Origin of the sequence: Streptomyces sp. NBC_00986 (genome assembly GCF_045162565.1) — a bacterium.
Classification (GTDB): Bacteria; Actinomycetota; Actinomycetes; order Streptomycetales; family Streptomycetaceae; genus Streptomyces.
This window is the reverse complement of record NZ_CP108733.1, coordinates 1949849-1973870: the sequence shown is the minus strand read 5'-3', so window position 1 is coordinate 1973870 and position 24022 is coordinate 1949849. Positions and strand designations below refer to the sequence as shown.

General features: G+C 71.1%; 21 protein-coding genes. 11 read left to right on the top strand and 10 right to left on the bottom strand.

Annotation, left to right across the window (positions count from 1 at the left end; all coding sequences use genetic code 11):
• The first annotated feature begins 7 nt into the window (after window positions 1-7).
• The 5 genes from OG504_RS08690 (at window position 8) to OG504_RS08670 (ending at window position 5921) form a co-directional block, all read left to right on the top strand.
• A complete protein-coding gene (locus tag OG504_RS08690; protein ID WP_405989229.1) occupies window positions 8-1237 on the top strand; it encodes an NAD(P)/FAD-dependent oxidoreductase in 1230 nt (409 codons plus the stop codon).
• A gap of 91 nt (window positions 1238-1328) precedes the next feature.
• Window positions 1329-2498, top strand: a complete 1170-nt coding sequence (locus OG504_RS08685; RefSeq protein ID WP_405989228.1) for a low temperature requirement protein A — start codon at window positions 1329-1331, stop codon at window positions 2496-2498.
• A 121-nt stretch (window positions 2499-2619) separates the two neighbouring features.
• Window positions 2620-3819 (top strand): MFS transporter, encoded by a 1200-nt coding sequence (locus tag OG504_RS08680; RefSeq protein WP_405989227.1) that lies wholly within the window; start codon window positions 2620-2622, stop codon window positions 3817-3819.
• 13 nt (window positions 3820-3832) lie between these two features.
• Window positions 3833-4207 (top strand): ester cyclase, encoded by a 375-nt coding sequence (locus tag OG504_RS08675; protein ID WP_019060084.1) that lies wholly within the window; start codon window positions 3833-3835, stop codon window positions 4205-4207.
• Between the two features lie 82 nt (window positions 4208-4289).
• On the top strand, window positions 4290-5921 hold the full coding sequence (locus tag OG504_RS08670; protein WP_405989226.1) for an FAD-binding oxidoreductase: 1632 nt from the start codon (window positions 4290-4292) through the stop codon (window positions 5919-5921).
• Between the two features lie 85 nt (window positions 5922-6006).
• Here OG504_RS08670 and OG504_RS08665 read toward each other — a convergent pair whose 3' ends face one another.
• Genes OG504_RS08665 through OG504_RS08640 form a run of 6 tightly spaced genes read right to left on the bottom strand, consistent with a single transcriptional unit; the run spans window position 6007 to window position 10646 of the window.
• Complete coding sequence (locus OG504_RS08665; RefSeq protein WP_405989225.1) at window positions 6007-6843, bottom strand: SDR family NAD(P)-dependent oxidoreductase; 837 nt, start codon at window positions 6841-6843, stop codon at window positions 6007-6009.
• 17 nt (window positions 6844-6860) lie between these two features.
• The gene (locus OG504_RS08660; protein WP_405989224.1) at window positions 6861-7310 is read right to left on the bottom strand and encodes a VOC family protein; all 450 of its coding nucleotides are present in this window, start codon (window positions 7308-7310) and stop codon (window positions 6861-6863) included.
• Window positions 7311-7315: 5 nt separating this feature from the next.
• Window positions 7316-7687: a nuclear transport factor 2 family protein gene (locus OG504_RS08655; protein ID WP_405989223.1), complete on the bottom strand. Its 372-nt coding sequence runs from the start codon at window positions 7685-7687 to the stop codon at window positions 7316-7318.
• A gap of 41 nt (window positions 7688-7728) precedes the next feature.
• Window positions 7729-8547: an ester cyclase gene (locus tag OG504_RS08650; protein WP_405989222.1), complete on the bottom strand. Its 819-nt coding sequence runs from the start codon at window positions 8545-8547 to the stop codon at window positions 7729-7731.
• 10 nt (window positions 8548-8557) lie between these two features.
• Window positions 8558-10207, bottom strand: a complete 1650-nt coding sequence (locus OG504_RS08645; RefSeq protein ID WP_405989221.1) for a GMC family oxidoreductase — start codon at window positions 10205-10207, stop codon at window positions 8558-8560.
• Window positions 10208-10232: 25 nt separating this feature from the next.
• The gene (locus OG504_RS08640; RefSeq protein ID WP_405989220.1) at window positions 10233-10646 is read right to left on the bottom strand and encodes a hypothetical protein; all 414 of its coding nucleotides are present in this window, start codon (window positions 10644-10646) and stop codon (window positions 10233-10235) included.
• Window positions 10647-10964: 318 nt separating this feature from the next.
• On the opposite strand from OG504_RS08640, the gene OG504_RS08635 reads away from it, so the two are divergent.
• From OG504_RS08635 to OG504_RS08615, 5 genes are read left to right on the top strand one after another with little or no spacing between them, the layout of a single operon-like run.
• A complete protein-coding gene (locus OG504_RS08635) occupies window positions 10965-11804 on the top strand; it encodes a type 1 glutamine amidotransferase domain-containing protein (protein ID WP_405989219.1) in 840 nt (279 codons plus the stop codon).
• A 42-nt stretch (window positions 11805-11846) separates the two neighbouring features.
• On the top strand, window positions 11847-13523 hold the full coding sequence (locus OG504_RS08630) for a thiamine pyrophosphate-binding protein (protein ID WP_405989218.1): 1677 nt from the start codon (window positions 11847-11849) through the stop codon (window positions 13521-13523).
• A 5-nt stretch (window positions 13524-13528) separates the two neighbouring features.
• Window positions 13529-14122 carry a DJ-1/PfpI family protein gene (locus tag OG504_RS08625; protein WP_405989217.1) on the top strand — a complete coding sequence of 198 codons (594 nt, stop codon included), beginning with the start codon at window positions 13529-13531 and terminating at the stop codon, window positions 14120-14122.
• 27 nt (window positions 14123-14149) lie between these two features.
• Window positions 14150-16138, top strand: a complete 1989-nt coding sequence (locus tag OG504_RS08620) for an alpha-1,4-glucan--maltose-1-phosphate maltosyltransferase (protein ID WP_405989216.1) — start codon at window positions 14150-14152, stop codon at window positions 16136-16138.
• On the top strand, window positions 16135-17556 hold the full coding sequence (locus tag OG504_RS08615; RefSeq protein WP_405989215.1) for a maltokinase N-terminal cap-like domain-containing protein: 1422 nt from the start codon (window positions 16135-16137) through the stop codon (window positions 17554-17556). The genes OG504_RS08620 and OG504_RS08615 overlap by 4 nt, the downstream gene beginning before the upstream one ends.
• Window positions 17557-17983: 427 nt before the next feature.
• On the opposite strand, the gene OG504_RS08610 is transcribed toward OG504_RS08615, so the two are convergent.
• Entirely contained in the window at window positions 17984-19339 is a 1356-nt protein-coding gene (locus OG504_RS08610) for a helix-turn-helix domain-containing protein (protein WP_019060071.1), read from the bottom strand.
• Window positions 19340-19616: 277 nt separating this feature from the next.
• Here OG504_RS08610 and OG504_RS08605 point away from each other — a divergent pair, with 277 nt between their 5' ends.
• Window positions 19617-19769: a hypothetical protein gene (locus tag OG504_RS08605; protein ID WP_405989214.1), complete on the top strand. Its 153-nt coding sequence runs from the start codon at window positions 19617-19619 to the stop codon at window positions 19767-19769.
• 59 nt (window positions 19770-19828) lie between these two features.
• On the opposite strand, the gene OG504_RS08600 is transcribed toward OG504_RS08605, so the two are convergent.
• The 3 genes from OG504_RS08600 to OG504_RS08590 are packed head-to-tail and all read right to left on the bottom strand — an operon-like array spanning window position 19829 to window position 24005.
• Window positions 19829-22120, bottom strand: a complete 2292-nt coding sequence (locus OG504_RS08600) for a dipeptide ABC transporter ATP-binding protein (RefSeq protein ID WP_405989213.1) — start codon at window positions 22118-22120, stop codon at window positions 19829-19831.
• Window positions 22117-23025 (bottom strand): ABC transporter permease, encoded by a 909-nt coding sequence (locus OG504_RS08595; RefSeq protein ID WP_405989212.1) that lies wholly within the window; start codon window positions 23023-23025, stop codon window positions 22117-22119. Before OG504_RS08595 ends, OG504_RS08600 begins: the two co-directional genes overlap by 4 nt.
• Window positions 23022-24005, bottom strand: coding sequence for an ABC transporter permease (locus tag OG504_RS08590; protein ID WP_405989211.1), 984 nt, complete (start codon window positions 24003-24005; stop codon window positions 23022-23024). The genes OG504_RS08595 and OG504_RS08590 overlap by 4 nt, the downstream gene beginning before the upstream one ends.
• Window positions 24006-24022 lie beyond the last annotated feature (17 nt).

Sequence of the window (24022 nt, the reverse complement as noted above, 5' to 3'; positions counted from 1 at the left end):
CCCGGCCATGACCCGCCAGGAACGCGAGGTCGACGTCCTCGTCGTCGGCGCCGGCCCCGCAGGACTCGCCGCAGCCGCGCGCCTCGCCGCCGCCGGTGTCGCCCGGGTCGAAGTCCTGGACCGGGAACAGTGCGCCGGGGGAGTGCCCCGGCACTGCCACCACGGCGGCTTCGGTACCTGGACGCATCCGCTCAACGGACCCGCGTACGCCCGCCTCGTCCTCGACGCCGCCGAACGTGCCGGTGCCGTTGTGCGTACCGGGGTCACGGCCCTCGACTGGGCGGGACCCCTCGCCCTCGACACCGTCGGTCCGCAGGGACCGGAGATCGTCCGTGCGTCCGCCGTCGTCCTCGCCACCGGTGCCCGCGAACGGCCCCGCGCGGCCCGGCTGGTGCCGGGGACGCGACCCAACGGGGTATACACGACAGGCGAGTTGCAGCAGGCGGTGCATCTCTACGGCCAGCGGATCGGTACCCGGGTCGTCGTGGTCGGTGCCGAGGACGTCTCCTATGCCGCCGCCGAGACTGTGCGGGCTGCCGGGGCCGAAGTCGTCGCGATGGTGACCGAGTTGCCCGTCTCCCAGGCGACAGCCACCCGCACCCACACCGCTCGCCTCCGTCACCGCATCCCCCTCCTCACCGACACCACCGTCACCGAACTCCTCGGCCACGGGCGGCTGTCCGGTGTCCGCGTCCGGCACCGGGACGGCCGTAGCGTCCAACTCGCCTGTGACACCGTCGTGTTCACCGGAGACTTCGTGCCCGATCACGAACTCGCCCGGCGGGGCCGCCTCGACCTGGACCCCGGCACCCGGGGCCCCGCCGTCGACGGAGCCCTGCACACCTCCCGGCCCGGAGTCTTCGCCGCCGGAAGTGTGCTGCACCCCGTGGAGAGTGCGGCCACCGCGACTCGCGACGGTGCTCATGTCGCCGCCGGTGTCCTGGAGTCGCTCGCCTGTGCCGAGTGGTCCCGCCCCACGGTGCCCCTGCTCGTCGAGCCGCCCCTGCGCTGGATCGCCCCGAACCGGGTCGCCCCGGGCGACGACCATCCGTACGTCCTGCGCACATCGGCCCTGGTGAACCGGCCGGTCCTGCAAGTCGTCCAGGACGGGCGGCTCTTGCACAAGGAGTGGCTGGGGACGGCCGTGCCGAACCGCACGCTGACTCTGACGGCGGAATGGACCCGGCTCGTCGACGTGACGGGCGGATCGGTGCGGGTGACGCTCACCGAGCGCTGAAGTTCGGACAGCCGGGTGGCCAACTTGCCGCAATGGGTGGCTACTTCGCGCATTCCCTGTTTACCGGGGCCCGCCGTGTCCCGATACGACGATGACCGACGCAACCGCGACAACGACCGTCCGGGCCGTTCAGGTGCGTGACCGGGCCACCTGGGCGGAGCTCTTCTTCGATCTGGTCCTCGCGTTCGGCGTGGGCCAGGTCGCGCACCTGCTCGCCGGGCACGCCACCTGGCCCGTGCTGGGACAGTGTCTGCTCGTGCTCGTCCCGCTGTGGTGGGCCTGGGTGGATGTCGTCATGGCGATGAACGCCGTGCACGAGACCAGCCTGCAGCGGGTGTTCCTGATGCTGACCGCACTCGCCGTCTACGGCATGGCAGTTGCCGCACCGCAGGCCCTGAACGACCGGGAACAGGCCCTGCTGTACGCGGGCAGTTACCTCGCCCTGCGCCTGCTCATCGGCGAGGCCATCCGCAGGGAATGCGCCCTCTACACCATCCACCCCTACCGTGCCGGACTCGCCTTCGCCCTCGTGCTGTTCGGCGCCGCCACGCTCCCCGCCCCCTGGCGCGAGGTGTGCTGGGCGGTCGCCGTGGTCGCCGAGCTGTCGGCGCCCGTGCTGCTCAGCGGTCATCTGCGGCGACTGGCCTTCGGCGTCAACCATCTCCCGGAAAGGTTCGGGCTGTTCATCATCATCGCGCTCGGCGAGAACATCTTCTCCGTGGGCGCCGGAGTCGCCAAAGGACCGCTCGACCCGGTCAGTCTGACCGCGCTCGTCCTCGCCTTCCTCATCGGCTGCGCCCTGTGGTGGCTCTACTTCCACCTCGTCGCCTCGGCCGTAGCCCACGCCCTGCGCACCCACCCGACCCCCGCGATCGTCGTCCGCGACGTCCTCAGCTACGGCCATCTCGTCCTGGTCGCCGGGCTGTTGCTGGTCTCCGTCGGCGCCGTACGGACCGTCCACGACCCGCTGCGGGTCCCGCACTCCGGTGCCGCCGGGCTGTTGCCGGTCGGCGCCGCCCTGATCCTGCTCACGTTCTGTTACACACGCCGCCGGATGTTCGGCGCCGCGTCCGCGACCCGTTTCTACTGCGGCCTCGTGCTGCTGGCCGCCGCCGCCGTGGCCCCGCTCGTGCCGGCCCTCGCCGTGCTGGCGTTCACCGCTCTGCTGCTCCTGCTGGTCAACGCCGTGGAGCACTGGTTGATCAGCTCCGGCCGCAGTGTGCCGCTGGTGCTGCGTTCACGGTCCTTCGCCACGACCTGACGTAGTGCGGGGACGGACCTCGGGCAGTGCCGGGGTCCGTCTCGCGGCGCGCGCGAGGGTCCGCGGGCCGCTCCTACGGTCACCGTATGCACCTTTCCCGTTCGGAAGAGGAGGTGGCGTGATGCCGTCCCGCAACAGCGCCTTACCGGCCTTGCTGTCGCTGTCACTCGGCTACTTCAGCCTGGGGACGATCTCGCTGGCGGTCGTCGGCCTGAACGGTCCGATCGGGGACGATCTGCACGTCCAGCCCGCCTCGGTGGGCATCCTCGTCACCGTCTTCGCGCTGACCTTCGCGGTCTGCGCGCCCACGGCCCCCATCCTGCTGCGCCGGTGGGACCGCAAGCGGGTCCTCCTCGTCGGCATCGGACTACTCACCGTCGGCGCCGCCCTCGGGGCCGTAGCCCCCAACTACGGCTTCCTCACGGTCACTAGGGTCCTCGGCGCGATGGGCGCGGCCGTCTTCGGACCCGGCGCCTCGGCGGCCGGCGCGCTCATCGTCCCGCCCGAGCGGCGGCAGCGGGCGCTGGCCACCGTCTTCGGCGGGATGACGGCGGCCGCCGTACTCGGGGTGCCGCTGGCCTCGTTCCTGGGCGGCAGTCTCGGCTGGCGTCCGGCGCTGCTCGGTGTGGCCGCGCTCTCCGCGATCGCCTTCGTGACGGTGTTCGTGTTCGTCCCCGAGATCCCGGCCGGCGAACCGCCCACCGTGCAGGCCTACCGCGGCGCGCTGCACACCCCCGCCACCGTGGCCACGGTCTCGACGACCCTGCTGTTCATGGCCGCCCAGTTCACTGTCTACGGCATCGCGGGCGCCTACCTCAAGGACCGCTTCGACGCGTCGTCCGGACTGATCTCGGTGACCCTGCTGGCCTTCGGCGTGATCGGTGTCGCGGGCAACGCGTCCGCGCCGAGGATCGCCGAACGGCTGGGCGGCGAACGGACGGTGGGCCTCGCGGTCATCGGACTCGCCCTGGGATTCGCCCTGTTGCTGGTCGCCCCGCACTCCACGGCCGGGCTCGTGTTCTTCGCGTTCTGGGCCTTCTTCAGCCAGCTCTACCAGGCCCCGCAGCAGGCCCGGCTGGTCGAACTGGTGCCGCTGCAACCGGGGTTGATCCTCGCGCTGAACGCCGCCGCGCTCTACCTCGGGATGAGCCTCGGCAGCTTCATCGGCAGCTCCTTGCTGCCGGGCGTGGGGGCGGGCCCCATCCCGGCCGCGGCCCTGGGCGTCCTCGTCCTCGCCGCGCTGGCCCATCTGCTGTCCGTCCGGCAGGCGTCGGCGGCCGAGGTCGCCGAGCAGTCCGCCACACCCGTACACATCAGTTAGCCAAGGAGAACTCATGAGCAGCCACCAGGTGCACTTCGTGCGCGACTACCTGGAGACCGTCTGGAACCAGGGGCAGACCGACCTGGCCGACAAGTACCTGGCCGCGGACCTCATCCAGCACAACCCGAACCTGCCCGACGGACGCAAGCCGCTGGTCGAGTTCATCGAGGGCTTCCGCAAGCAGCTCCCCGAGGCACGGTTCGAGATCAAGCGCGCGGCGGGCTCCGGGGACCTGGTCTTCGTGCACACCCACTTCCGCGCCACCTCGACGGACCGGGGCTCGGCCGTCGTGGAGATCTTCCGGCTCGAGAACGACCTGATCGCCGAGCACTGGGACGTCCGCGACGAGATCCCGGAGACCACGGTCAGCGGACACGACGTCGTCTGACGCCGGTCCACTTCAACTCCTGCCGCCCAGAAGGCTCCTGGCCTCCTGGGCGGCAGTTTTTTCACGAGAGAAGGAGACAGCAGTGACACGACAGCAACCCGACTCACGCCCCGCCTCCGGCCTCACCCGACGCGGACTCCTCGGCACCGCCACCGCCGCCGGGATCGCCGCGGCCGTGGTCCCCACCCGCGCCCTCGCCGCCGACCGCACGGTCACGGACACCGCCACTCCCGCCGCGGTCACCGTCGGCGCCTCGGACACCCGCTATCTCGACCTCACGTCCCGCGGCTACAACGCGAGATTCGTCGCCGCCCCCGACTCGATACGCCTCGTCCACACCACCGCCCAGGTGGTGTCCGTCGTCCAGGAGGCGGTCGACGCCGGCAAACGCATCGGCGTACGCGGCGGCGGGCACTGCCTCGACTCGCTGGTCGACGACCCGGACGTACGGATACTCGTCGACATGTCCGAGATGGACGCGGTCCGCCACGACCCCGCCCGCCGCGCCTTCCTCGTCGAGGGCGGCGCCACCCTCGGCCACGTCTACCGCACCCTGTACCTGGAGTGGGGCGTGTCCCTGCCCGGCGGGACCTGCCCGACCGTCGGCGTCGGCGGCCATGTCACCGGCGGCGGGTACGGCGCGATGTGCCGCCAGTACGGCGCCGTCGTCGACCATCTCTACGCCGTCGAGGTCGTCGTGGTCGACGCCTCCGGCACCGCTCGTGCCGTCGTCGCCACCCGCGAGGCCGACGACCCGCACCGCGACCTGTGGTGGGCCCACACGGGCGGCGGCGGAGGCACCTTCGGCATCGTCACCCGCTACTGGTTCCGAGCCCCCGACGCCACCGGCACCGACCCCGCCACCCTGCTGCCCAGACCGCCGAAGACCCTGCTGAAGTCGACGGTCGCCATCAAGTGGAGCGACCTCACGGAGGCCGCCTTCACCGCGCTGATCGCGAACCACGGCGCCTGGCACGCCCGCAACAGCGTCGCCGGCTCCTCCTACGACAGCCTCCACAGCGTCCTGATCCTCTACAACCGCATCCAGGGCAGCCTCGTCCTCAACACCCAGATAGACGGCACCCGTTCGGACGCCTCGGCCCTCCTCGACGCCTACGTCGCCGCGGTCACCGGCGGCATCGGAGTGCCGTACACCGACGCCCGCTCCTCCTGGCCCTGGCTGAAGACCACCCTCAAGGACCCTTACGACACAGGGCTTTACAACCGCACGAAGTCCAAGGGCGCCTATCTGCGCCAGGGTTGGTCCGCCGCGCAGGCGAAGACGCTCTACGGCTACCTCTCCGACGCCGCCTACGACGGGCACGCCGGCATCCTGCTCTACTCCTACGGCGGCAAGGTCAACACCGTGGCGTCCACGGCGACCGCGCTGGCCCAGCGGGACTCGGTCCTCAAGGCCAACTTCACTACGTACTGGCCGGACGCGGCACAGGACGACCGGCACGTGGCCTGGATGCGCGCCCTGTACCGCGACCTGTACGCGGACACCGGCGGGGTGCCGGTGCCGAACGACACCAACGACGGCTCCTACATCAACTACCCCGACACCGACCTCACCGACCCGGCCTGGAACACCTCCGGCGTGCCCTGGCAGACCCTGTACTTCAAGGGCAACCTCGCCAAGTTGCGGCAGGTGAAGGCCACTTGGGACCCGGGCAACGTGTTCCACCACAAGCTGTCGGTCGCCGCGAGCTAGCACCCGCACACCACGAAGCCCCCGCCTCGCGTGCACGAGGCGGGGGCTCGGTGGTGCGGTCGGCCGTTCAGCCCAGGTCGGCCGCTCAGCCGCTCAGGTCGGCCGGGAAGCTCACCCCGGTCAGCGACTCGCTCAGTGCGCGCAGCCGGGCCCGGTCGCGCTCGTCGTAGGCCTGGGCGCCCGCGCGGGACCGCTGGGTGCGGTTGAAGTAGGTGCCCGTGACGTTGTCGAGGGACGGGTCGGTGATCATGCGCAGGGTGCTGTGCACACCCTCCTCGACCGAGCTCTGCGGGGTGAACAGGTTCAGCACCATCTTCGTCGGCATGTACGACGCCGGGTGCAGGGCGTTGGCCGTCACTCCGGTGCCGCGCAGCCGCTCGGCCAGGTCGAAGGTCAGGCTGATCTGGGCGAGCTTGGCCTGGCAGTAGGCCTGCACCCCGTCCCAGTTCCGCTCCAGCATCACGTCACGGAAATTGATCGGCGCCTGGCCCGCGGAACTGACGTTGATGATGCGGGCCGGGGCCGAGCGCACCAGCAGTGGCGCGAGTCGGCAGCTGAGCATGTAGGCCGCCAAGTAGTCGACCTGGAAGGTGAGTTCCAGGCCGTCCTGGCTCTCCTGGCGGGCCAGCTCGACGCCGATGCCGGCGTTGTTCACCAGGGCGTCGAGCCGGTCGTGCGTGGAGAGGATCCGGTCGGCGAGCTTGCGGATGTCCTCCAGCGAGGAGAAGTCGGCCAGCTCGTAGCTGAGCCTGTCGTTGCCGGTGGACGCGCGCAGTTCGGCCAGCAGATCCTGGCCCTTGGCCGCGTTGCGGCCGTGCAGGATCAACGACGCCCCCTGCGCGGCGAGTTCACGGGCCAGCTCACGGCCCATGCCGTCGGTGGCGCCGGTGAGGAGGATGGTCTGGTCGGGGACGGGCCTCATGGTGGGGGACTCTCCTGTCAGGCGTACGTGGCCAGTTGGTCGGTGGACTGATCGGTGTATCCCTGGCTGACCTCGATCACGATGCCGTCCGGGTCGGACACCCACACCGTCTTCCAGCCGGGGATGAACGCGTCGAAGGTCAACGGGCCGAGCAGCGGCTCCAGTTCGCTCCCGGCGGCGGCGAGGAACGCGTCCACGTCGTCGACCTGGAACGCGAGATGGCGTGCCGTGCCGGGGTTGTCCGGGCCGTCCTTCGCCGTGGTGAACAGGGCGTCCGCGTCGGTCCCGAACAGCTCCAGATAGACGGGGCCGTTGCGCAGGAACACCACGCGGACCCCGTCGGCCTCCACCACCCGGGCCCGGGCGAACCCGAAGTGCCGGGTGTAGAAGTCCTCCGTGGCCTTCTGGTCACGGCAGTTGAGGCCGACGTGCGACCAGCGCAGGCCGGCCGGGGCAGCGGTCGTCATCGCCGTCACTTCCCGGTGACCGCGGCGAACGGCACGCTGTCGTGGAAGTTCGCGAAGTAGGTGATGAGGCCGCCGGTGACGCGGAAGTAGTTGCACACCTTGGCCTCGACGGTGATGCCGTCATGGGTGCGGCCGGTGATGTCGGAGACCACCGCGGCCTGTTCGCCGTTCACGACCACGTGCCGGGGGACGTTGGCGAAGGAGGCGTACATCTCCGGGAAGTCCTTCATCATCTCCCGGAGGGTCTCGCGGCCCTCGACATGTCCGGCCAGCTGCTCGTCCATGGTCTGGTCGGCCGCGAACAGGTCGCACCAGGCGTCCCACTCGCCGGAGTTGGCCAGCCGGTAGTACGTGTCGACCACTTCTCGGGTGTCCATGCGCCCGTCCTTTCTGTGGCTGTTCCGGGGTACGGGATGGTTCAGGGGAGCGGGACGCCGACCTGGCGCATCAGACCGGCGGTGTCGGCCTGCACCCAGCGCTCGACGACCTTGCCGTCCTCCAGGCGGTAGACCTCGAGGCTGGTCCAGGAGACCTCCTTGCCGGTCGGCTCCTGGCCGAAGAACGGCGCGATGTGCTTGCCGTGGAACGTGATGTGCATGATCACCTTGTCGGGCGAGGCCGGGTACAGCGCGTCGAGGCCCACGGAGAAGTCGAGCCCGTCGTACGCGCCCTGGATGATCCCCTTCAGCTCCTCCAGGCTCTCGCAGCTCCACGCCGGGTTGTTGTCGTGGAACGTCGGGCCGAACAGGTCGTCGAGGTCGTCCAGGCGGCGCTGGTTGACGGCGTCGCTGACCTGCTGGACGACGGCCAGGTTCAGGGCGTCCGAGGAGATCTGCTCGCGCAGGCCGAGCATGTCGTCCTGCGCCCAGCGCTCCACGAACAGGCCGCCCTCGACCCGCCAGATCTCGGTGGTGGACCACTCCACCTTGCGGCCCGTGGCCGGGAGGCCGAGCAGCGGCGCGAGATGCGTGCCGGTCAGCTTGACCCGGGTCAGCACCCGGTCCTCGCCGAGCGCCGACAGCTCGTCCAACTCACCCTTCAGATCAAGGGAGTTGTACGCCCCCCGCAGCGCCTCCAGGTAGGAGTCGATGCCGGTGATGTCGAAGCCGGGGTGGTGGTCGGTGAATCCCGCGGCGATGACCCGGGGGATCTCCGCGAGGTCGCCGGAGTTGAACGCGTCGAGGAAGCGCCGGTACAGCGCCAGGTTGTCCTGCTGGGTCTGGTCGAGGTTGGACATGCTGCATCCCCTAGCTCAAGTGGACGTCGGACAGGGACGGTTGGGAGAGAGGCGGCACGGACTCCGAAGAGGCGGACCGGGAGGGGGCGGCGGCCTCGCGGACGAACGCCGCCGCACGCTCGCCGATCATGACGCTGGGCGCGTGCGTGTTGCCCGCGGTGATCGACGGCATCACCGACGCGTCCGCGATCCGCAGCCCCGCGATGCCGTGCACCCGCAGCTCCGGGTCCGTGACGGCGTCCGCGCCCGTGCCCATCCGGCAGGTGCCGGCCGGGTGCCACAGGGTGGTCGCGTTCGCGGCGACGTACCCGCGCAGCTCCTCGGGGCCGGTGATGTCCTTGCCGGGGCCCAACTCGTCGCCACGGAACGGGTCGAAGGCCCGGGTGGCGGCCAACTCGCGGGCCAGCCGCACCCCGTGGACCAGGACGTCGACGTCGGCCGTGGAGGTGAGGTAGCCGGCGCTGACGACCGCGTTGGACTCCGGGCTGCTGTCGCGCAGCCGTATTCGGCCCCGGCTCTGCGGCCGCAGCGCGATCGGCGCGAAGGTGAAGCCCGGCCCCTCCCACTGGTCGGCGGGAGCGTCGGTCGGCAGGAACTTGATGGGGCCGAACGTGAACTGCAGGTCGGGGGCGTCCTCCGGGCCCGCCTCGCGGGTGTGGGTGAACAGCCCCGCCTCGGACAGCAGTGCCCCGTCCGGGTGCTCCTGCAGCGACTGGTAGCAGATCGGCACGAACAGGTGGTCCTGCAGTCCCGCGCCGACGCCCGGCAGATCCTGGACGCAGCGGATGCCGTGCTCCCGCAGATGCGCGGCCGGACCGATGCCGGACAGCATGAGCAGCTTCGGCGTCTCGAACGCCCCGGCGGACACGATGACTTCACCCTCGGCGCGCAACTGGCGCCGGATGCCGTCCTGGACGTACTCCACACCCGTGACCCGTGTCCCGTCCAGCAGCAGCCGGGTGACCAGGGTGTCGGTGAGTACGGTCAGGTTGGACCGTTCCAGGGCCGGGCGCAGATAGGCGTCGGCGGTGCTGCACCGGTGGCCCGCGTCGTCGCGGAACGTCTGGTACAGGAAGCCGAAGCCCTCCTGCCGGGCCCCGTTGTAGTCCCCGTCGGTGTCCGTGGCGTAGCCGAGTTCACCGGCGCCCGCCACGAACGCCCGCGCGATCGGCGCGGGCCGGTCGAGCTGCCGGACCCGGACGGGACCGCCCACGCCGTGGTACGCATCTGCGCCGCCCGAGTAGTCCTCGGCCTGCCGGAAGAACGGCAGGACCTCGTCGTACGACCAGCCGGTGGCGCCCTCGGCGACCCAGCGGGTGTAGTCGTGGCGGCTGCCGCGCACCCACATCAGGGCGTTGACGGAACTGCAGCCGCCGACGACCTTGCCACGGGCCACGGGGACTCGGCGGCCCTCCATGCCCGCCTCGGACTCGGTGACGTAGCCCCAGTCGATCGCGCTCCGCCACTCGGCGGTGAGCAGCGAGAGGACCGAGGCCGCGTCGGCCCGGTGGATCTCGGGGCGCTCGTCCCAGCCGCCCGCCTCCAGCAGGACCACGCTCACGGACGGGTCCTCGCTCAGCCGGGCCGCGACCGCGCAGCCGGCCGAGCCGGCGCCCACCACGATGTAATCGGCCCCTGAGGGCACCGACTTCGACGGCATGTCAGCCTCCAAAAGGTGACGGGAATCAGATGGCGGCCGGCTCGCCGACCCGGTAGTCGACGATCAGCGGACGGGCACCCGGCGTGGAACGTTCCAACTGCCACTTCTGGTTGATCCGGAAGGACGAAACGGTGCCGTCCGCCGACGACTTGGCGGTCCACACCACCGTGACGTCGACATCGATACGGGTGCCGTCCTCGTGGGAGGCGACCGCCTCCACGGTGTGGCTCTGGTCGGTGTAGGCCTCGCCGACGGCCGTGTACCAGTCGAGGAAGTCCGCGTGGCTGTACAGGGTCCGCTCCGGGAAGGCCATCACCAGGCCCTGGTCGGCGACGAAGGGCAGCAGCTCCTCCACCGGCGCATGCTCGCTCAGCAGGTCGTACCAGCGTTGCACGAACGCGGCGATCTCCCGGTCGGAGCCGGTCTGTTCGCTCGGCATGAAAGTCTCCGCTCATCGGGGTTCCGCTCCCGGGGGCCGGAAGCGACACACGTCCGATGACCCCACAACCGCGCCCGCCCCGGCCGCTCGCGCACGGGGACCGGCCGCACTGTGCGAAGTCGCCGCGAGAGCTGCGGCAACTCCCGCCGGACGCCCCCGGGTTCACAGGTCGAAGATCGATGGCCAGGACATGCCGTAGTGCGTTCGGCCACTTGAGGATGTGCCGCGACCCGGGCCCCGCCGACGACCGGCGCGAACTCCGCCGACGTACACAGGAATTCGCCAGTCGGCACCGTCCCGCCGAACGGGAGGAACCCCATGAGCAAGCGCATTCTGGTCGTCCTGTCCGAATACGGTTACTGGGGTGAGGAGTTGATCGGCCCCCTGGAGACCTTCGACCAGGCCGGCTATCACCTCACCTTCGCCACCGCGACCGGCAAGCGCCCGCACGCGCTGCCGCCGAGCATGGATCCCGAGTACGTCGACCCGCCGCTCGGCCGGTCCGTCACCACGCCGGAGACGGCGGACAAGGTACGCAAGGTCGAGACCTCGGACCGGCTCGACAACCCCCTCGACCTGTCGTCCTGGCTGCCCGACCGGCCCTACCGGTCCAAGCCGTACTTCCTGCGCGACTGGGAGGCCTACAACACCCGCCTGGAGCAGGTGCGTTCACAGATCGCCGACCGCTACGACGCGCTGCTGATCGTCGGCGGCAGCGGACCGATCGTCGACCTCGCCAACAACTGGCGGGTCCACGACCTGATCCTCGCCTTCCACGCGCTGGACCGGCCGATCGCCGCCGAGTGCTACGGCGTCGCCTGCCTCGCCTTCGCCCGCGACCAGGAGACCCGCGTCTCCCTCATCCGCGGCAAGCACGTCACCGGCCACTGCATCGAGTACGACTACAAGGACGGCACCGGCTTCCTCGGCACCGACTTCGTGATGGGGCCGCCCCCGTACCCGCTGGAGTACATCCTGCGCGACGCCACCGCACCCGGCGGCGCCTACCACGGCAACTTCGGCAAGACGACCTCCGTCATCGTCGACTACCCGTTCATCACGGGCCGTTCGACGCCCGACTCCTATCTGACCGGTCAGAAGACCGTCGAGGTCCTCGAAGAGGGCCTGCGGCAGTGGGGGTTCACGGCGACCGACTGAGGCCGCCCGACGCCCTTTGCTCCGACGAGAGGTGAGCACACGATGGACAGCAGGCCCGCGCGGATCGCGCTGCTCGAACAACTGCAGGCCGAAGGGGTCCGGTTCATGTTCGGCAACCCCGGCACGGTCGAGCAGGGGTTCCTCGACGAACTGCGCTCCTTCCCCTCGATCCAGTACATCCTGGCCCTGCAGGAGTGCACGGCCGTCGGCATGGCGGACGGCCACGCACGCGCCACCCGCACCCCGGCGGTCCTCCAACTCCACTCCGGAGTCGGGCTCGGCAACGGCATCGGCATGCTCTACCAGGCGATGCGCGGCCACGCCCCGATCGTCACCCTGGTCGGCGAGTCCGGACTGCGCTACGACAGCATGGACGCGCAGATGGCCGCCGACCTGGTCGGCATGGCGAAGCCGGTGACCAAGTGGGCGACCCGCGTGGTCGATCCCGACTCCACGCTGCGCGTCCTGCGCCGCGCCTTCAAGGTCGCCGCGACCCCGCCGTACGGTCCGGTGCTGGTCGTGCTGCCCGCCGACGTCATGGACCACGAGACCGCCGAACCGGTGGTGCCCGTGTCCTACCCGGAGACCCGCAGCCTGCCGACCCCGGACACCGTGGCGAAGGCCGCGGCCCTGCTCGCCGACGCCCGCAAGCCGATCGTCATCGCCGGTGACGGGGTCCACTTCGCGGGCGCCCAGGCCGAGTTGGGGAAGCTGGCCGAGGTGTGGGGCGCCGACGTGTACGGCGCGGACTGGGCCGAGGTCAACCTCTCCGTCGAACACCCCGCCTACGCGGGCCAGTTGGGCCACATGTTCGGCGAGCAGAGCCGGAAGATCACCGGTGCCGCCGACGGTGTGCTCATCGTGGGCACCTACGCGCTGCCCGAGGTGTACCCGGCGCTCGACGGCGTCTTCGGGGCGGGCGTCCCGGTCGTGCACATCGACCTGGACTCCGGCGCGATCGCCAAGAACCACCCCGTCGACCTCGGCATCGTCGCCGACCCGAAGGCCACCCTGCGTCTCCTCGCGGACGCGCTGGGCCGGGAGATGGGCCTGGGCCGGCGCACGGCGGCGGCCGAGCGGCTGCGCCGGCATGCCGCGCAGCGCGCGGCCGCCCTCGCCAAGGCCGACGAGCGGGCCGAGGCCGCCGCCGAGGCCGCGGAACTGCCCACCATCGCCCTCGCCAAGGAGTTCGCCCGGCGGCTGCCGGCGGACGCGATCCTCTTCGACGAGGCACTGACGGCGTCCCCGGCGCTCTTCCGCCGGCTCCCGCCGACCGTGCCCGGCCAGTGGATGCAGACCCGCGGCGGCTCCCTCGGCGTCGGCATCCCCGGCGCGCTGGGCGCCCAACTCGCCCACCCCGACCGTACGGTGGTCGGCTTCACCGGCGACGGCGGCAGCATGTACACCTTCCAGGCACTGTGGACGGCAGCCCGCTACGGGCTCCCCACCAAGTTCGTCATCTGCAACAACGGCAGCTACAAGCTTCTCGAGGACAACATCGAGGAGTACTGGCGGGACCAGCGCATCCCCGCCCACGAACAGCCCGAGATCTTCGACCTGAGCAGCCCGGCCGTCGACTTCGTCTCCCTCGCCGGCTCGCTCGGCGTGGCCGCCGTACGGGTCGAGAAGCCCGGGCAGGCGGAGGAGGCGGTCGCGCAGGCGCTCGCGCACCGCGGGCCGTTCCTCATCGACCTGGTCACCGCGAAGGGGAAGGGGTAGCCGCCGTGCGACTCTCCGGTCACAAGATCGCTGTCCTGATGGAGAGCGACTTCTACGAGCCCGAGATCCTCTACTACCGCTACCGCTTCCCCGAGGAGGGAGCCGAGGTCCACTTCCTGTCCCGGCTGTGGGGCAACGAGCAGATGACCTTCCAGGGCCATGAGCACCGCATGCCCTTCGAGGTCACCGAGTCCTTCGAGGACCTCGACGAGTTCGCGCTGAAGGAGTACTCCGCGGTCATCGTCCCCTCCGGGATGGTCGCCGACCGGCTGCGCTTCACCGAGGACACCCAACTGCTGCCGCCCGCCTCGCAGTTCCTGCGCCGCGCGTTCGCCGACCCGGCGATCCTCAAGGGCATCATCTGCCACGGCATGTGGCTCGCCGCGCCCGTGCAGGGCCTGATGCGGGGCAGGCGCGCGGTGGTGCACAACAACCTGCTGGGCGATCTGCGGAACATGGGCGGCGAGTACGTCGACCAGGACGTCGTCATCCACGACGACCTGGTCACCGGCCGCACCGGCAACCACTGCCACCTCTTCGCACGGACCATCATCGACCTGCTCGCAGCCCGGACGCCGGCCCCGACCGGGCTGCGCTGACGGGATCCGAGCGGGGAGGAGTCGACCATGACACCGGTGACCGGGCGCATCCCCGTCCTCGACGTCCAACCACGCGTGCGGGACGGAGAGTTGCCCGCCAAGGCCGTGACGGGAGAACACCTCGACATCACGGCCGTCGTCTTCCGCGAGGGCCACGGCGCCGTCGCCGCGGACGTCGTCCTGCACGACCCCGCGGGGCGCCCCGCCCACCGGGTCCCGATGACCCTCGTCGACGAGGACGCCGACCGCTGGCAGGCCACCGTGGTGCCCGACACGGAGGGCCTGTGGACCTTCCGTGTCGAGGCCTGGGCCGACCCGCTGGAGAGCTGGCGGCACGACGCCACACTGAAGACAGAGGCGGACGTCGACACCGAACTCACCCTGGCCGAGGGCGCGTTGCTGCACGAACGGGCGGCACTCGGCATCACCGCATCGGACCGCCGGGAGGCGGTCTCCGCGGCCGTGGCCATGCTCCGCGACACCCTGGGCCCCCCTCCGGCCCGGCTGTCCGCCGTCACCACCCCCCGGGTGACGGCCGCCCTGGGGCGCTACGCGCTGCGTGACCTCGTCACCGCCTCCCGGCCCCTGCCCCTGCGCGTCGAACGCCGGCGCGCCCTCGTCGGCTCCTGGTACGAGCTGTTCCCGCGCTCGGAGGGAGCGGTGGTCCAGGCGGGCAGCCGCCCGGTCGGCGGCACACTGCGGAGTGCCGCCGAGCGGCTGCCCGCCGTCGCCGCGATGGGCTTCGACGTCGTCTACCTCCCGCCCGTCCACCCGATCGGCACCACCCATCGCAAGGGCGCGAACAACACGCTCCACGCCGACCCCGACGACGTCGGCTCGCCCTGGGCCATCGGCTCCCGGCACGGCGGCCACGACGCGATCCACCCCGACCTCGGCACCGAGGACGACTTCCGCCACTTCGTGGCCACCGCAAGGGAGTTGGGCCTCGAAGTCGCCCTGGACCTCGCCCTCCAGTGCTCACCGGACCACCCCTGGCTCACCGAGCACCCCGAGTGGTTCCACCACCGCGCCGACGGCTCCATCGCCTACGCCGAGAACCCGCCCAAGACGTACGAGGACATCCACCAACTCGACTTCGACGGCGACCCCGAGGGCCTGTACGCGGAGGCGCTGCGGATCGTGCGGCACTGGATGGACCTGGGCGTGCGGATCTTCCGCGTGGACAACCCGCACACCAAACCCGTGCAGTTCTGGGAGTGGCTGATCGCCGAGGTCAACGCCACCGACCCCGATGTGCTGTTCCTGGCCGAGGCGTTCACCCGGCGGGCGATGGTGCACGCGCTGGCGCAGGCCGGGTTCCAGCAGTCGTACACCTACTTCACCTGGAAGAACACCAAGGAGGAGCTGACCGAGTACCTGCCCGAACTCGCCCAGGACAGCGCGGACTTCATGCGGCCCAACCTGTTCGTGAACACCCCCGACATCCTGCACGCCTACCTCCAGCACGGCGGCAGACCCGCCTTCGAGGTACGGGCTGTGCTCGCCGCGACGGCCGCACCGAGCTGGGGTGTCTACGCCGGCTACGAGCTGTGCGAGAACACCCCGCTGGCGGAGGGCACCGAGGACTACCTCGCCTCGGAGAAGTACCAACTCAGGCCCCGGGACTGGGCACTCGCGGAGGCCGAGGGCCGCACCATCACACCCCTGATCACCCTGCTCAACCGGCTCCGCCGACTGCATCCGGCCCTCCAGGAGTTGCGCAACCTGCGCCTCCAGAGCACCGACTCCGACCAGATCCTCGCCTACACCAAGAGCGTCGAACTCCCGGACGGCGGCACCGACTTGGTGCTCGTGATCGTCAACCTCGACCCGCACCACGCCCACGAGGCCACGGTCACCTGCGACCCGGCCGCCCTCGGCCTGTCCGCCGACGGCACGCTCAAGCTGCGCGACGAACTCACCGGGGCGACCTACGCCTGGGGCGAGTCCACCTATGTACGCCTCGATCCGGCCCACCAGGTCGCGCACGTGCTCACACCCGCGGAGGGATCATGAGCGATGGCATCCTCGAACCCCTGCTCCCGGCCCTCGGACCCTGGCTGGAAGGCCGCCGCTGGTTCGACTCCCGCTTCACCGGGGCCCGCCTCGAAACCCGCGCGGCCTCCGCGCTCGGCGACGAACCACCCCTGCTGCTGCACGCCGTGGTCGCGGCCCGCCGCCCCGACGGACAGACCCTGCACTACCAACTCCTGCTCGGCCTGCGGCCCGAGCTCCCCGCCCGCCTCGAACCCGCCGCGATCACCACCGTCCCGGCCGGCCCCTGGCAGGGCTGGCGGGTCTACGACGCGCTCGCCGACGGCGCCCTCCTCGGACTGCTGCTGCGCAAACTGGCGGGCGGCGGCACGGCCCCGGGCCCCCGCCTGGAACGCACCGGTCGCTACCCGCTCCCCGTAGGCCTCGTGCCCCACCCGCTCGACGGCGAGATGAGCAACACGGCCGTGGCGTACGGCGGCCGGATCCTCCTCAAGATCTTCCGCCGCCCCGAGCCGGGCCCGCACACCGAGGTCGAGGCCCTGCACGCCCTCACCCGGGAGCACTGCGCCCGCACACCCCGCCTCTACGGCGCCCTGCACAGCGACGCGCCCGGCGCGGAGGGCCTGGTGCTCGGCCTCGTCGAGGAGTTCCTGCCCGACGCACGGGACGGCTGGGAGGAGGCGGTACGGCACGCGAGCGACTGCATGGACGACGCGTGCCGGGGCGTACCGACCGGCGGCGGATTCACCCCGCACGCGCACAGCCTGGGCCGGGCCGTCGCCGAGGTGCACGGCGCGCTGGACAAGGCGTTCGGCCGCAGCCGGCTCACCGCGCAGGACGTGGCCGAGGAGGCGGCGGGGATGAACATGCGGCTCAAGGAGGCCGCCGAGGAGGTCCCGGCGCTGGCCCGCTACGCCACCCGGATCGGCGCCCTCTTCGACGACTATGCCCGGATCGCCGGGCGCGGCAACCCCGTCTTCGCCCAGCGCACCCACGGCGATCTGCACCTGGGCCAGGCGCTGCGCACCGTCGACGGCTGGCGCATCGTCGACTTCGAGGGCGAACCGGCCCGCACCGCCGCCGAACGCGCCCTCCCGCAACCGGTGTTGAGGGACGTGGCCGGCATGCTGCGCTCCTTCGACTACGCGGCCCGCACCGGCCTCGCCGGCCTGGAGTCCGCCGACCCCGAGGACGGCTCGCCCGCGCGGCGGCTGCGCCGGCGACGACGGGCGTCCGCGTGGGCGGTGCGCAACCGGCGCGCGTTCGTCGAGGGCTACGCGGCGGCCGGCCGGGAGGACCCGCACTGCCAACCCGTGGTGCTGCGCGCCTTCGAGGCGGACAAGGCCGTATACGAGGCCGTGTACGAGTCCCGGCTCCGTCCCGAGCGGCTGCCGATCCCGCTCGCCGCCGTGCACCGCTTGGCGAACACCTCCCGCTGACGGCCCCCGCCGCCGGGAATTCCCTTGCACCGACCGGGAATTGAGAACCGGGCCGCATTACGGAATTCCCGTCGGCGGCGTGCGGCAGGAATTCCCGTGACAGAAAAGGAGCGCCGCCCGGCGGCCTTGTACCGGCGAACGGCGCGGTAATTCGGGGGAGTTCGTCGGCCCGCCGCCGGCGCCCCGACCGGAGACACGACGAACCCCCCGGCCCGGACACTCTTCCAGGCGGGGGGTTCGGAGGGCTCCGGTCCGGCGGGAAACGGAACCGGGCGGCCTGCTTCACCGGACTGTTCGACGTCGAATGGTCCATGCCTTTACCAGGCACAACGGCCAATGGTCCATGCCTTTGCGTGGCGCCGCCCACGGGCTGAACTCCACCTGGACGGTAGGGAACTCGGCCGGATTCGGGAATACGGCCGGGAGCTCAGGAACGGTGGTGCTCGGTGAAGATCTGGCTGGGGTCGCGGTGCGGTGCCATGCCGGCCGCCGACAGGGCCCGGTCGTACGCCTTGAGGGCCTCGGCGGTGTTGCCCTGCCGCTTCCACAGGTCGCCCAGGTAACGCCAGTTGAGAGCCACCTGGTGGGACGGCCGGAACTGGCGCAACTGCCGGGTGGCGGCCTGGAGATACTGCGCGGCCTGGTCGAAGTTGCCGCGCATCAACTGGATCTCGGCGAGCGTGCCCCGGGCGCCGACGGCCTGGATGCGGGACTCGGTGCCGGTCAGCCCGAGCGCGCGCTCGGCGTGCGCCGCGGCCTCGTCCCACTGCCCGAGCATCGCGTCCGCGTCGGCGAGGCCGATCTCGCACTGGGCCAGCTCCGGCGCGTTGCCCACCTCGGCCAGCAGTTGCTGCGCCTCCTCCAACAGCTGCTTGCCGCGCGCCGGTTCGGGCTCGTCAACCTGGAGCAGGAGCGAGCCGTAGTTCATCTTGAGCATGGCGAGATGGCGCAGGTTGTCGTCCTCGGACATCAGCGCGAGCGCCCGCTCCACCAGGGCCATGGCCTCGTTGAGCTGGCCGCGGGAGCGGGCCACCAGACCCGCGTTCCAGTACACGGCGCCCCGCGCGGCCCGCGCGCCCTGCTTCTCGGCGGCGTCGAGGAGCTTGCCGCCCATGAGCTGGGCCCGGGTCAGGTCACCGCGCATGTGGTACGACGCCATGAGCGTGGCGCCGAGCTGGACGTGGTCGACCGTCACGTCCAGGCCGAGGGCGTCCAGCCGGGACATGGCCCGCTCGCCGATCTCGATGCTGAGCGTGATGTCGCCGGCGTCGCGGTAGCAGCGGCACAGGGCGACCGCCGTCTGGCACCACTCGGTGGAACCCGGGGCCAGGTCGGGGTCGCGGTAGAGCTCTTCCAGGACCGCGATGGCGGCCTCGGTGCGGTCGAGCTTCTCCAGCGCGGAGGCCTGGCCCATGCGGGCGCGCCGGGTCATGGAGACGTCCAGGAGGCTGGGCCTGGTCAGCAGTTCGCTGAGGGTTTGCAGCGCCTCGCCGTTGCTGCCGTTGCGCAAAGCCATCTCGCCGAAGGCCAGCCGCAGACGCGCTTCTTCCAGCTCGTGGTCGTCCCGGCCGCTGCGCAGGTACTCCGCGGAGCAGCCGAGGCGCTCCGCGAGCGCGGCGAGCACGGACTCCGAGGGGGCGCGCTTGCCGGATTCGATCAAGGAGATGTAGCTCGCCGATATCTCGCTGGACGCCAGATCCTGCTGCTTGAGGCCGCGTTTGCCGCGCAGCAGCCGGATGCGCTCGCCCAGCCCTGTCGTCGTCGTGTTTTCGAGGGGGTCCATGTGGGCTCCTTGGAGGTGGCTATGACCACCGGGATGACAGATCAACGTTACCAGTAAGTCGCCGACGATCCAATGGAGTCGACATGATCGATTCGCTGGCGCGAAGTGGTCTGGGCAGGCATTTTTTGAATTGACGCCAATTCAGATTTAATATGGGTAAGGGCATTCCGCTTTTCGAGATCGTCTTTTGCTAGATTAATACTTGACTGATTGAGTAAGTTCTTGTTGACTCTTCTTGTCAACGCGTCATCCGTAAATGCTCGGAGAGGAGATTTTCATGAGCATCAAAGTATTCACGCTCATAGCAATCGTCGTCTTCGTCGGTGGACTTGTGACGAGCGGACTCTGGTTGAGCGGATCGGGTGCCACCACCCATCCCCTGCGCGAAGGCATCGCACAGTCCAGCGGTGCGAGCGGTGCCTGCTGCTGAGACGAGGCCCGTACGGACAACGCACTTCAGGCTCAGTGGACCGGTGGACGGTCCGGCGGTCAGTACGACGGCCGGCCGGACGTCCCCCGGTCTGTCCGTATGTGCTGCCAGGGCATTCCACCGTGCGGGAAATGACAGGCCACGGTGTGCGTGCCGGCGACGGTGACCTGAGCGGCCCGCGGAATCTCGTTCTCGCAGCGCGTACGCCGCCCCGGCGCGAGCAGCGCGGCGACCGGACAGCGGGCCAGGAACCGGCACCCCGCCGTGACCGGCACCCCTGACGGAGGGTCGCCGGGCAGCACGATCCGCCGCCGGGCGCGCTCGGCGACCGGGTCCGGCAGCGGGACGGCCGACAGGAGGGCCCGCGCGTAGGGGTGCCGGGGCGCGTCGAAGATCTCGTCCACCGGCCCGGTCTCCACCGTCCGCCCGGCGTACATCACCGACACCCGGTCGGCGATCTGCCGGACCACCGCGAGGTCGTGCGACACGACCAGATAGGCGGGCCCCAACTCCCGCTTGAGCCGCAGCAGCAGATCCAGGATCTGCGCCTGCACGGACACGTCCAACGCGGACACGGGTTCGTCGAGCAGCAGCAACGCGGGTTCGACGGCCAGCGCCCGCGCGATGGCGACCCGCTGGCGCTGGCCTCCGGAGAACTGATGCGGATAGCGCTCCGCGTCTGTCGGATCCAGGCCCACCTGGCTCAGCAACCGAGGAACCCGTGACGCTACGACGTCCCGAGGCACCCGCCGTGCGTACAACGGCTCGGCGACGATGTCCCCCACCGGCATCCGCGGATCCAGGCTCGACATGGGATCCTGCGGCACGATCTGCACGGCCCCGCGCAGCAGCCGTGCCGTCCGCCGGGTCAGCCGCGCGACGTCCTGCCCGAGGATCTCCACGACACCCGCCTCGGGCGCGACCAGCGACACGATCTCCATGAGCGCCGTGGACTTCCCGGCCCCGGACTCACCGACGAGCGCGAGAGTCTCACCGCGGCGGACCTCCAGGTCGATCTCTTCTACGGCGACGACCGCGCGCTCGCGCCGACGCCGGCCGCTGGGCGGGGTGTAGGACTTGGCCAGGCCGGTGACGCGGAGGACGAGTTCGGGTGTGGGTGGGGCGGGGAGTCCCACTGTCCCTGGGTATCCGCCGCCCGCCACCGGCGGCGTGGTGCGTCCCTGCGTCTTCGGGGCCCGGCCGCCCGGTGCTGACGGCAAGGCCCGGCTCCGCGATTCAGGGTCCCCGTCGCCGGGGCTGAGCAACGCCGGGCCCTCCAACCCTCCCTCACCCCGCGCACCCCCTCCCACCTCCCCGCTCGGCGGGAACAGTTCCACCGCCGTTCGTTGCGACACGAGCCGGATCCGGCGGCAAGCCGACTCGTGGGCGTCGATGCCCGCGAGGCCTGCCCTGGACGGGCTGTCCACGCCCAGGAGTTGGATGTCCGAGGTGACGCAGTCCGGTTCCGCGAGGGGGCACCGTGGGGCGAAAGCGCAGCCGGGGTCCGCGGTGCCCGGAGCGGGGGCCGTGCCCGGGATCGGAGTGAGAGGGGAGCGGGCGTCGGGGCGGGGTACCGAGCCGACCAGGCCGAGGGTGTACGGCATCCGGGGGCGGGTGAGTACTGCCTCTACCGGGCCCGTTTCCACGATGCGGCCCGCGTAGAGCACCGCGACCCGATCCGCTGTGCCCGCGACCACCCCCAGGTCGTGAGTGACCAGGAGCAACGCCGCGCCCGTTTCGCGCCGGGCGTCGGCCAGCGCCTCCAACACCTGTGCCTGGACGGTGACATCGAGCGCGCTGGTGGGCTCGTCCGCGACCAGGACGTCGGGGTTGTTGGCCATCGCCATGGCGATCATCGCCCGTTGGCGCATCCCGCCGGAGAGCTGGTGGGGGTACGCGCGTGCCGCCCACCCGGGCCTCGGCACCCCTACGAAGTCCAGCAGTTCCACCGCCCGGCGCTGCGCCGACTCCCGGCGTGGGCGCGGGTGGTGGTGGATGCGCAGGGCCTCCGCGATCTGGTCGCCGACCCGCTGTACCGGGGTGAAGGCGTGCAGCGGGTCCTGGAAGACCATCGCGATGCGGCGGCCGCGGATACGCGCCAACTCCCTTACCGGCAGCCCCAGTAGCTCCTCGCCCAGTAGTCGTACCGAACCGCCGACCTGGGCACCCGGCGGTGCCAGACCCATCAGGGCCAGTGCCGTGAGCGTCTTGCCGGTGCCCGACTCGCCGACCAGGCCCAGGACTTCGCCGCGCCGGAGGGTGAGGTCGACGCCGCGCACCACGGGCAGCGGGGGACGCCGCTCGACCCCGACGGCGACCGTCAGGCCACGGACCTCCAGCACGGTGGTCAACCGGGTATCCCTGACAGGGGAGTTCGGGACGGGCGGCTCGTGGAGTCCACCGTCGTCGGGTCCAGCGCGTCCCGCAGGGCGCCGCCGACCAGGTTGACCGCCAGCACGAACGCGATCAACAGGCCCGTGGGGAAGAAGAACATCCAGGGATACACCAGCGCCACATCCGTCGCGTCCGCGATCAGCGTGCCGAGGGAGACGTCGGGCGGCTGGACGCCCAGACCGAAGTACGACAGCCCGGTCTCGCTGATCACCGCCCCGCCCACGGCGATCGTCGCGTCCGTGATCAGGAACGACGCCGTGTGCGGCAGCACATGCCGCCAGATGATCCGCGCGGACGAGACGCCCATCAGCCTTGCCACCACCACGAACTGACGCTCCTTCAGGGACAGCGTCATGCCGCGCACCGCCCGCGCCGTGACCATCCAGCTCAGGAGCGCCAGCAGCCCGACCAGCGCGATCCAGCCCCGGTCCCGCAGCTTCGGGGCGACCACCACCAGCACGAGCAGCCCCGGGAGGACGAGCATCAGGTCCACGACGAACATCAGCACCCGGTCCGTCCAGCCGCCGAAGTAGCCGGCACACGCACCCACCGCCGCCGCCAGAACAGTGGAGAACAGCGCGACCAGCAACCCGATCAGCAGCGACTTCTGCAGCCCCCGCACCACCTGGGCGAACACGTCCTGCCCGATCCGGTTCGTGCCCATCCAGTGCCGCGCGTCCGGCGGTTGCCGTAGCGCCGTGTAGTCGACGTCCGTGTGCGTCCAGGGGCTCACCAGCGGCCCCGCGAAAGCCAGCGCGAACAGCAACAGCAGGACCGCCAGCCCGCACAACGCCCCGGGCCGCCGCACCATCCGCCGCAGTACCGCCCGGCCCCGGCCTCCCCGACCGCCGACGCCCGTCACGGCTGCCGTACCCGGGGATCGAGGAGCGCGTGCACGACGTCGGCCAGCAGCCCGGCGAGCAGCACGACAGCCGCGGCGAACAGGTCGATCGCCACCACCGAGTTGATGTCGCCCTTCTGCACCGAGTCGACGAGCCAACTGCCCATGCCGGGCCAGCCGAAGATCTCCTCGGTGAACACGGCCCCGGTGAACAGGGTCAGCATGCCGAAGGAGAAGAACACCGACACCGGGACGAGCGAGATCCGCAGCCCGTGCCGCAGCAGCGCCCGCCCCGGGGTGAGCCCCTTGGCCTGGGCGGTGCGCAGATGGTCGGCGCCGAGCACGTCGAGGGTCGCGGCGCGCTGGTAGCGGCTGTACGAGGCGATCGCGGGGAGGGCCACGCAGATCGCCGGGAGGAGCAAGTGGGCGGCCGTGTCGCGCAGTTGGGCCACCCAGTCGCCCTGCAGCGCCGGGGTGTGCTCGCCCGTGTAGAGGATGACCGTGCTGCCCGCGGCCCGGTTGACCGCCAGGGCGCCGGTCTTCAGCAGCAGCGCCAGCACGAACGTCGGCACGCACAGCACCGCGAACGAGAACACCGTCAGCGCCCGGTCGCCCAGCCCGCCGCGCCGGACCGCCGCCCACACCCCGGCCAGCACCCCGACGGCCGTACCGGCCACGGTCCCCACCAGCAGCAGCCGCACGGACACCCCGACCCGGCGGCCGAACTCGGCGTCCACGGACTCGCCGTCGATGGTCCGGCCCAGGTCGCCGTGGGCGGCCCGGTCCGCCCCGTGCGCGAAGCGTTCCGGCAGCGGGGCGCGGTCGTCCATGCCCAGCCGGGTCAGCTCGTCGTCGACGACCCGGCTGGGCGGGGGCGGCTGCCGGCCCTCGAAGTAGGCGCGCGGATCGAGCGCGGTCGAGGCGAGGGCGTAGGTGAGGACGACGGAGGAGAGGAAGAGGATCGTGCAGTGGACCAGGCGCCTGAGGATCAGGGTGAGCATGGAACTCGTTCCGCTTC

Excerpts from the sequence above, each read along its gene's own strand:
- OG504_RS08640 (WP_405989220.1), bottom strand. The coding sequence starts at position 10,646 with ATGCCGAGCGAACAGACCGGCTCCGACCGGGAGATCGCCGCGTTCGTG.
- OG504_RS08655 (WP_405989223.1), bottom strand. The coding sequence starts at position 7,687 with ATGGACACCCGAGAAGTGGTCGACACGTACTACCGGCTGGCCAACTCC.
- OG504_RS08690 (WP_405989229.1), top strand. The coding sequence starts at position 8 with ATGACCCGCCAGGAACGCGAGGTCGACGTCCTCGTCGTCGGCGCCGGC.
- OG504_RS08605 (WP_405989214.1), top strand. The coding sequence starts at position 19,617 with ATGAGCATCAAAGTATTCACGCTCATAGCAATCGTCGTCTTCGTCGGT.
- OG504_RS08680 (WP_405989227.1), top strand. The coding sequence starts at position 2,620 with ATGCCGTCCCGCAACAGCGCCTTACCGGCCTTGCTGTCGCTGTCACTC.
- OG504_RS08645 (WP_405989221.1), bottom strand. The coding sequence starts at position 10,207 with ATGCCGTCGAAGTCGGTGCCCTCAGGGGCCGATTACATCGTGGTGGGC.
- OG504_RS08675 (WP_019060084.1), top strand. The coding sequence starts at position 3,833 with ATGAGCAGCCACCAGGTGCACTTCGTGCGCGACTACCTGGAGACCGTC.
- OG504_RS08630 (WP_405989218.1), top strand. The coding sequence starts at position 11,847 with ATGGACAGCAGGCCCGCGCGGATCGCGCTGCTCGAACAACTGCAGGCC.
- OG504_RS08620 (WP_405989216.1), top strand. The coding sequence starts at position 14,150 with ATGACACCGGTGACCGGGCGCATCCCCGTCCTCGACGTCCAACCACGC.
- OG504_RS08610 (WP_019060071.1), bottom strand. The coding sequence starts at position 19,339 with ATGGACCCCCTCGAAAACACGACGACGACAGGGCTGGGCGAGCGCATC.
- OG504_RS08590 (WP_405989211.1), bottom strand. The coding sequence starts at position 24,005 with ATGCTCACCCTGATCCTCAGGCGCCTGGTCCACTGCACGATCCTCTTC.
- OG504_RS08665 (WP_405989225.1), bottom strand. The coding sequence starts at position 6,843 with ATGAGGCCCGTCCCCGACCAGACCATCCTCCTCACCGGCGCCACCGAC.
- OG504_RS08615 (WP_405989215.1), top strand. The coding sequence starts at position 16,135 with ATGAGCGATGGCATCCTCGAACCCCTGCTCCCGGCCCTCGGACCCTGG.
- OG504_RS08660 (WP_405989224.1), bottom strand. The coding sequence starts at position 7,310 with ATGACGACCGCTGCCCCGGCCGGCCTGCGCTGGTCGCACGTCGGCCTC.
- OG504_RS08685 (WP_405989228.1), top strand. The coding sequence starts at position 1,329 with ATGACCGACGCAACCGCGACAACGACCGTCCGGGCCGTTCAGGTGCGT.
- OG504_RS08650 (WP_405989222.1), bottom strand. The coding sequence starts at position 8,547 with ATGTCCAACCTCGACCAGACCCAGCAGGACAACCTGGCGCTGTACCGG.
- OG504_RS08635 (WP_405989219.1), top strand. The coding sequence starts at position 10,965 with ATGAGCAAGCGCATTCTGGTCGTCCTGTCCGAATACGGTTACTGGGGT.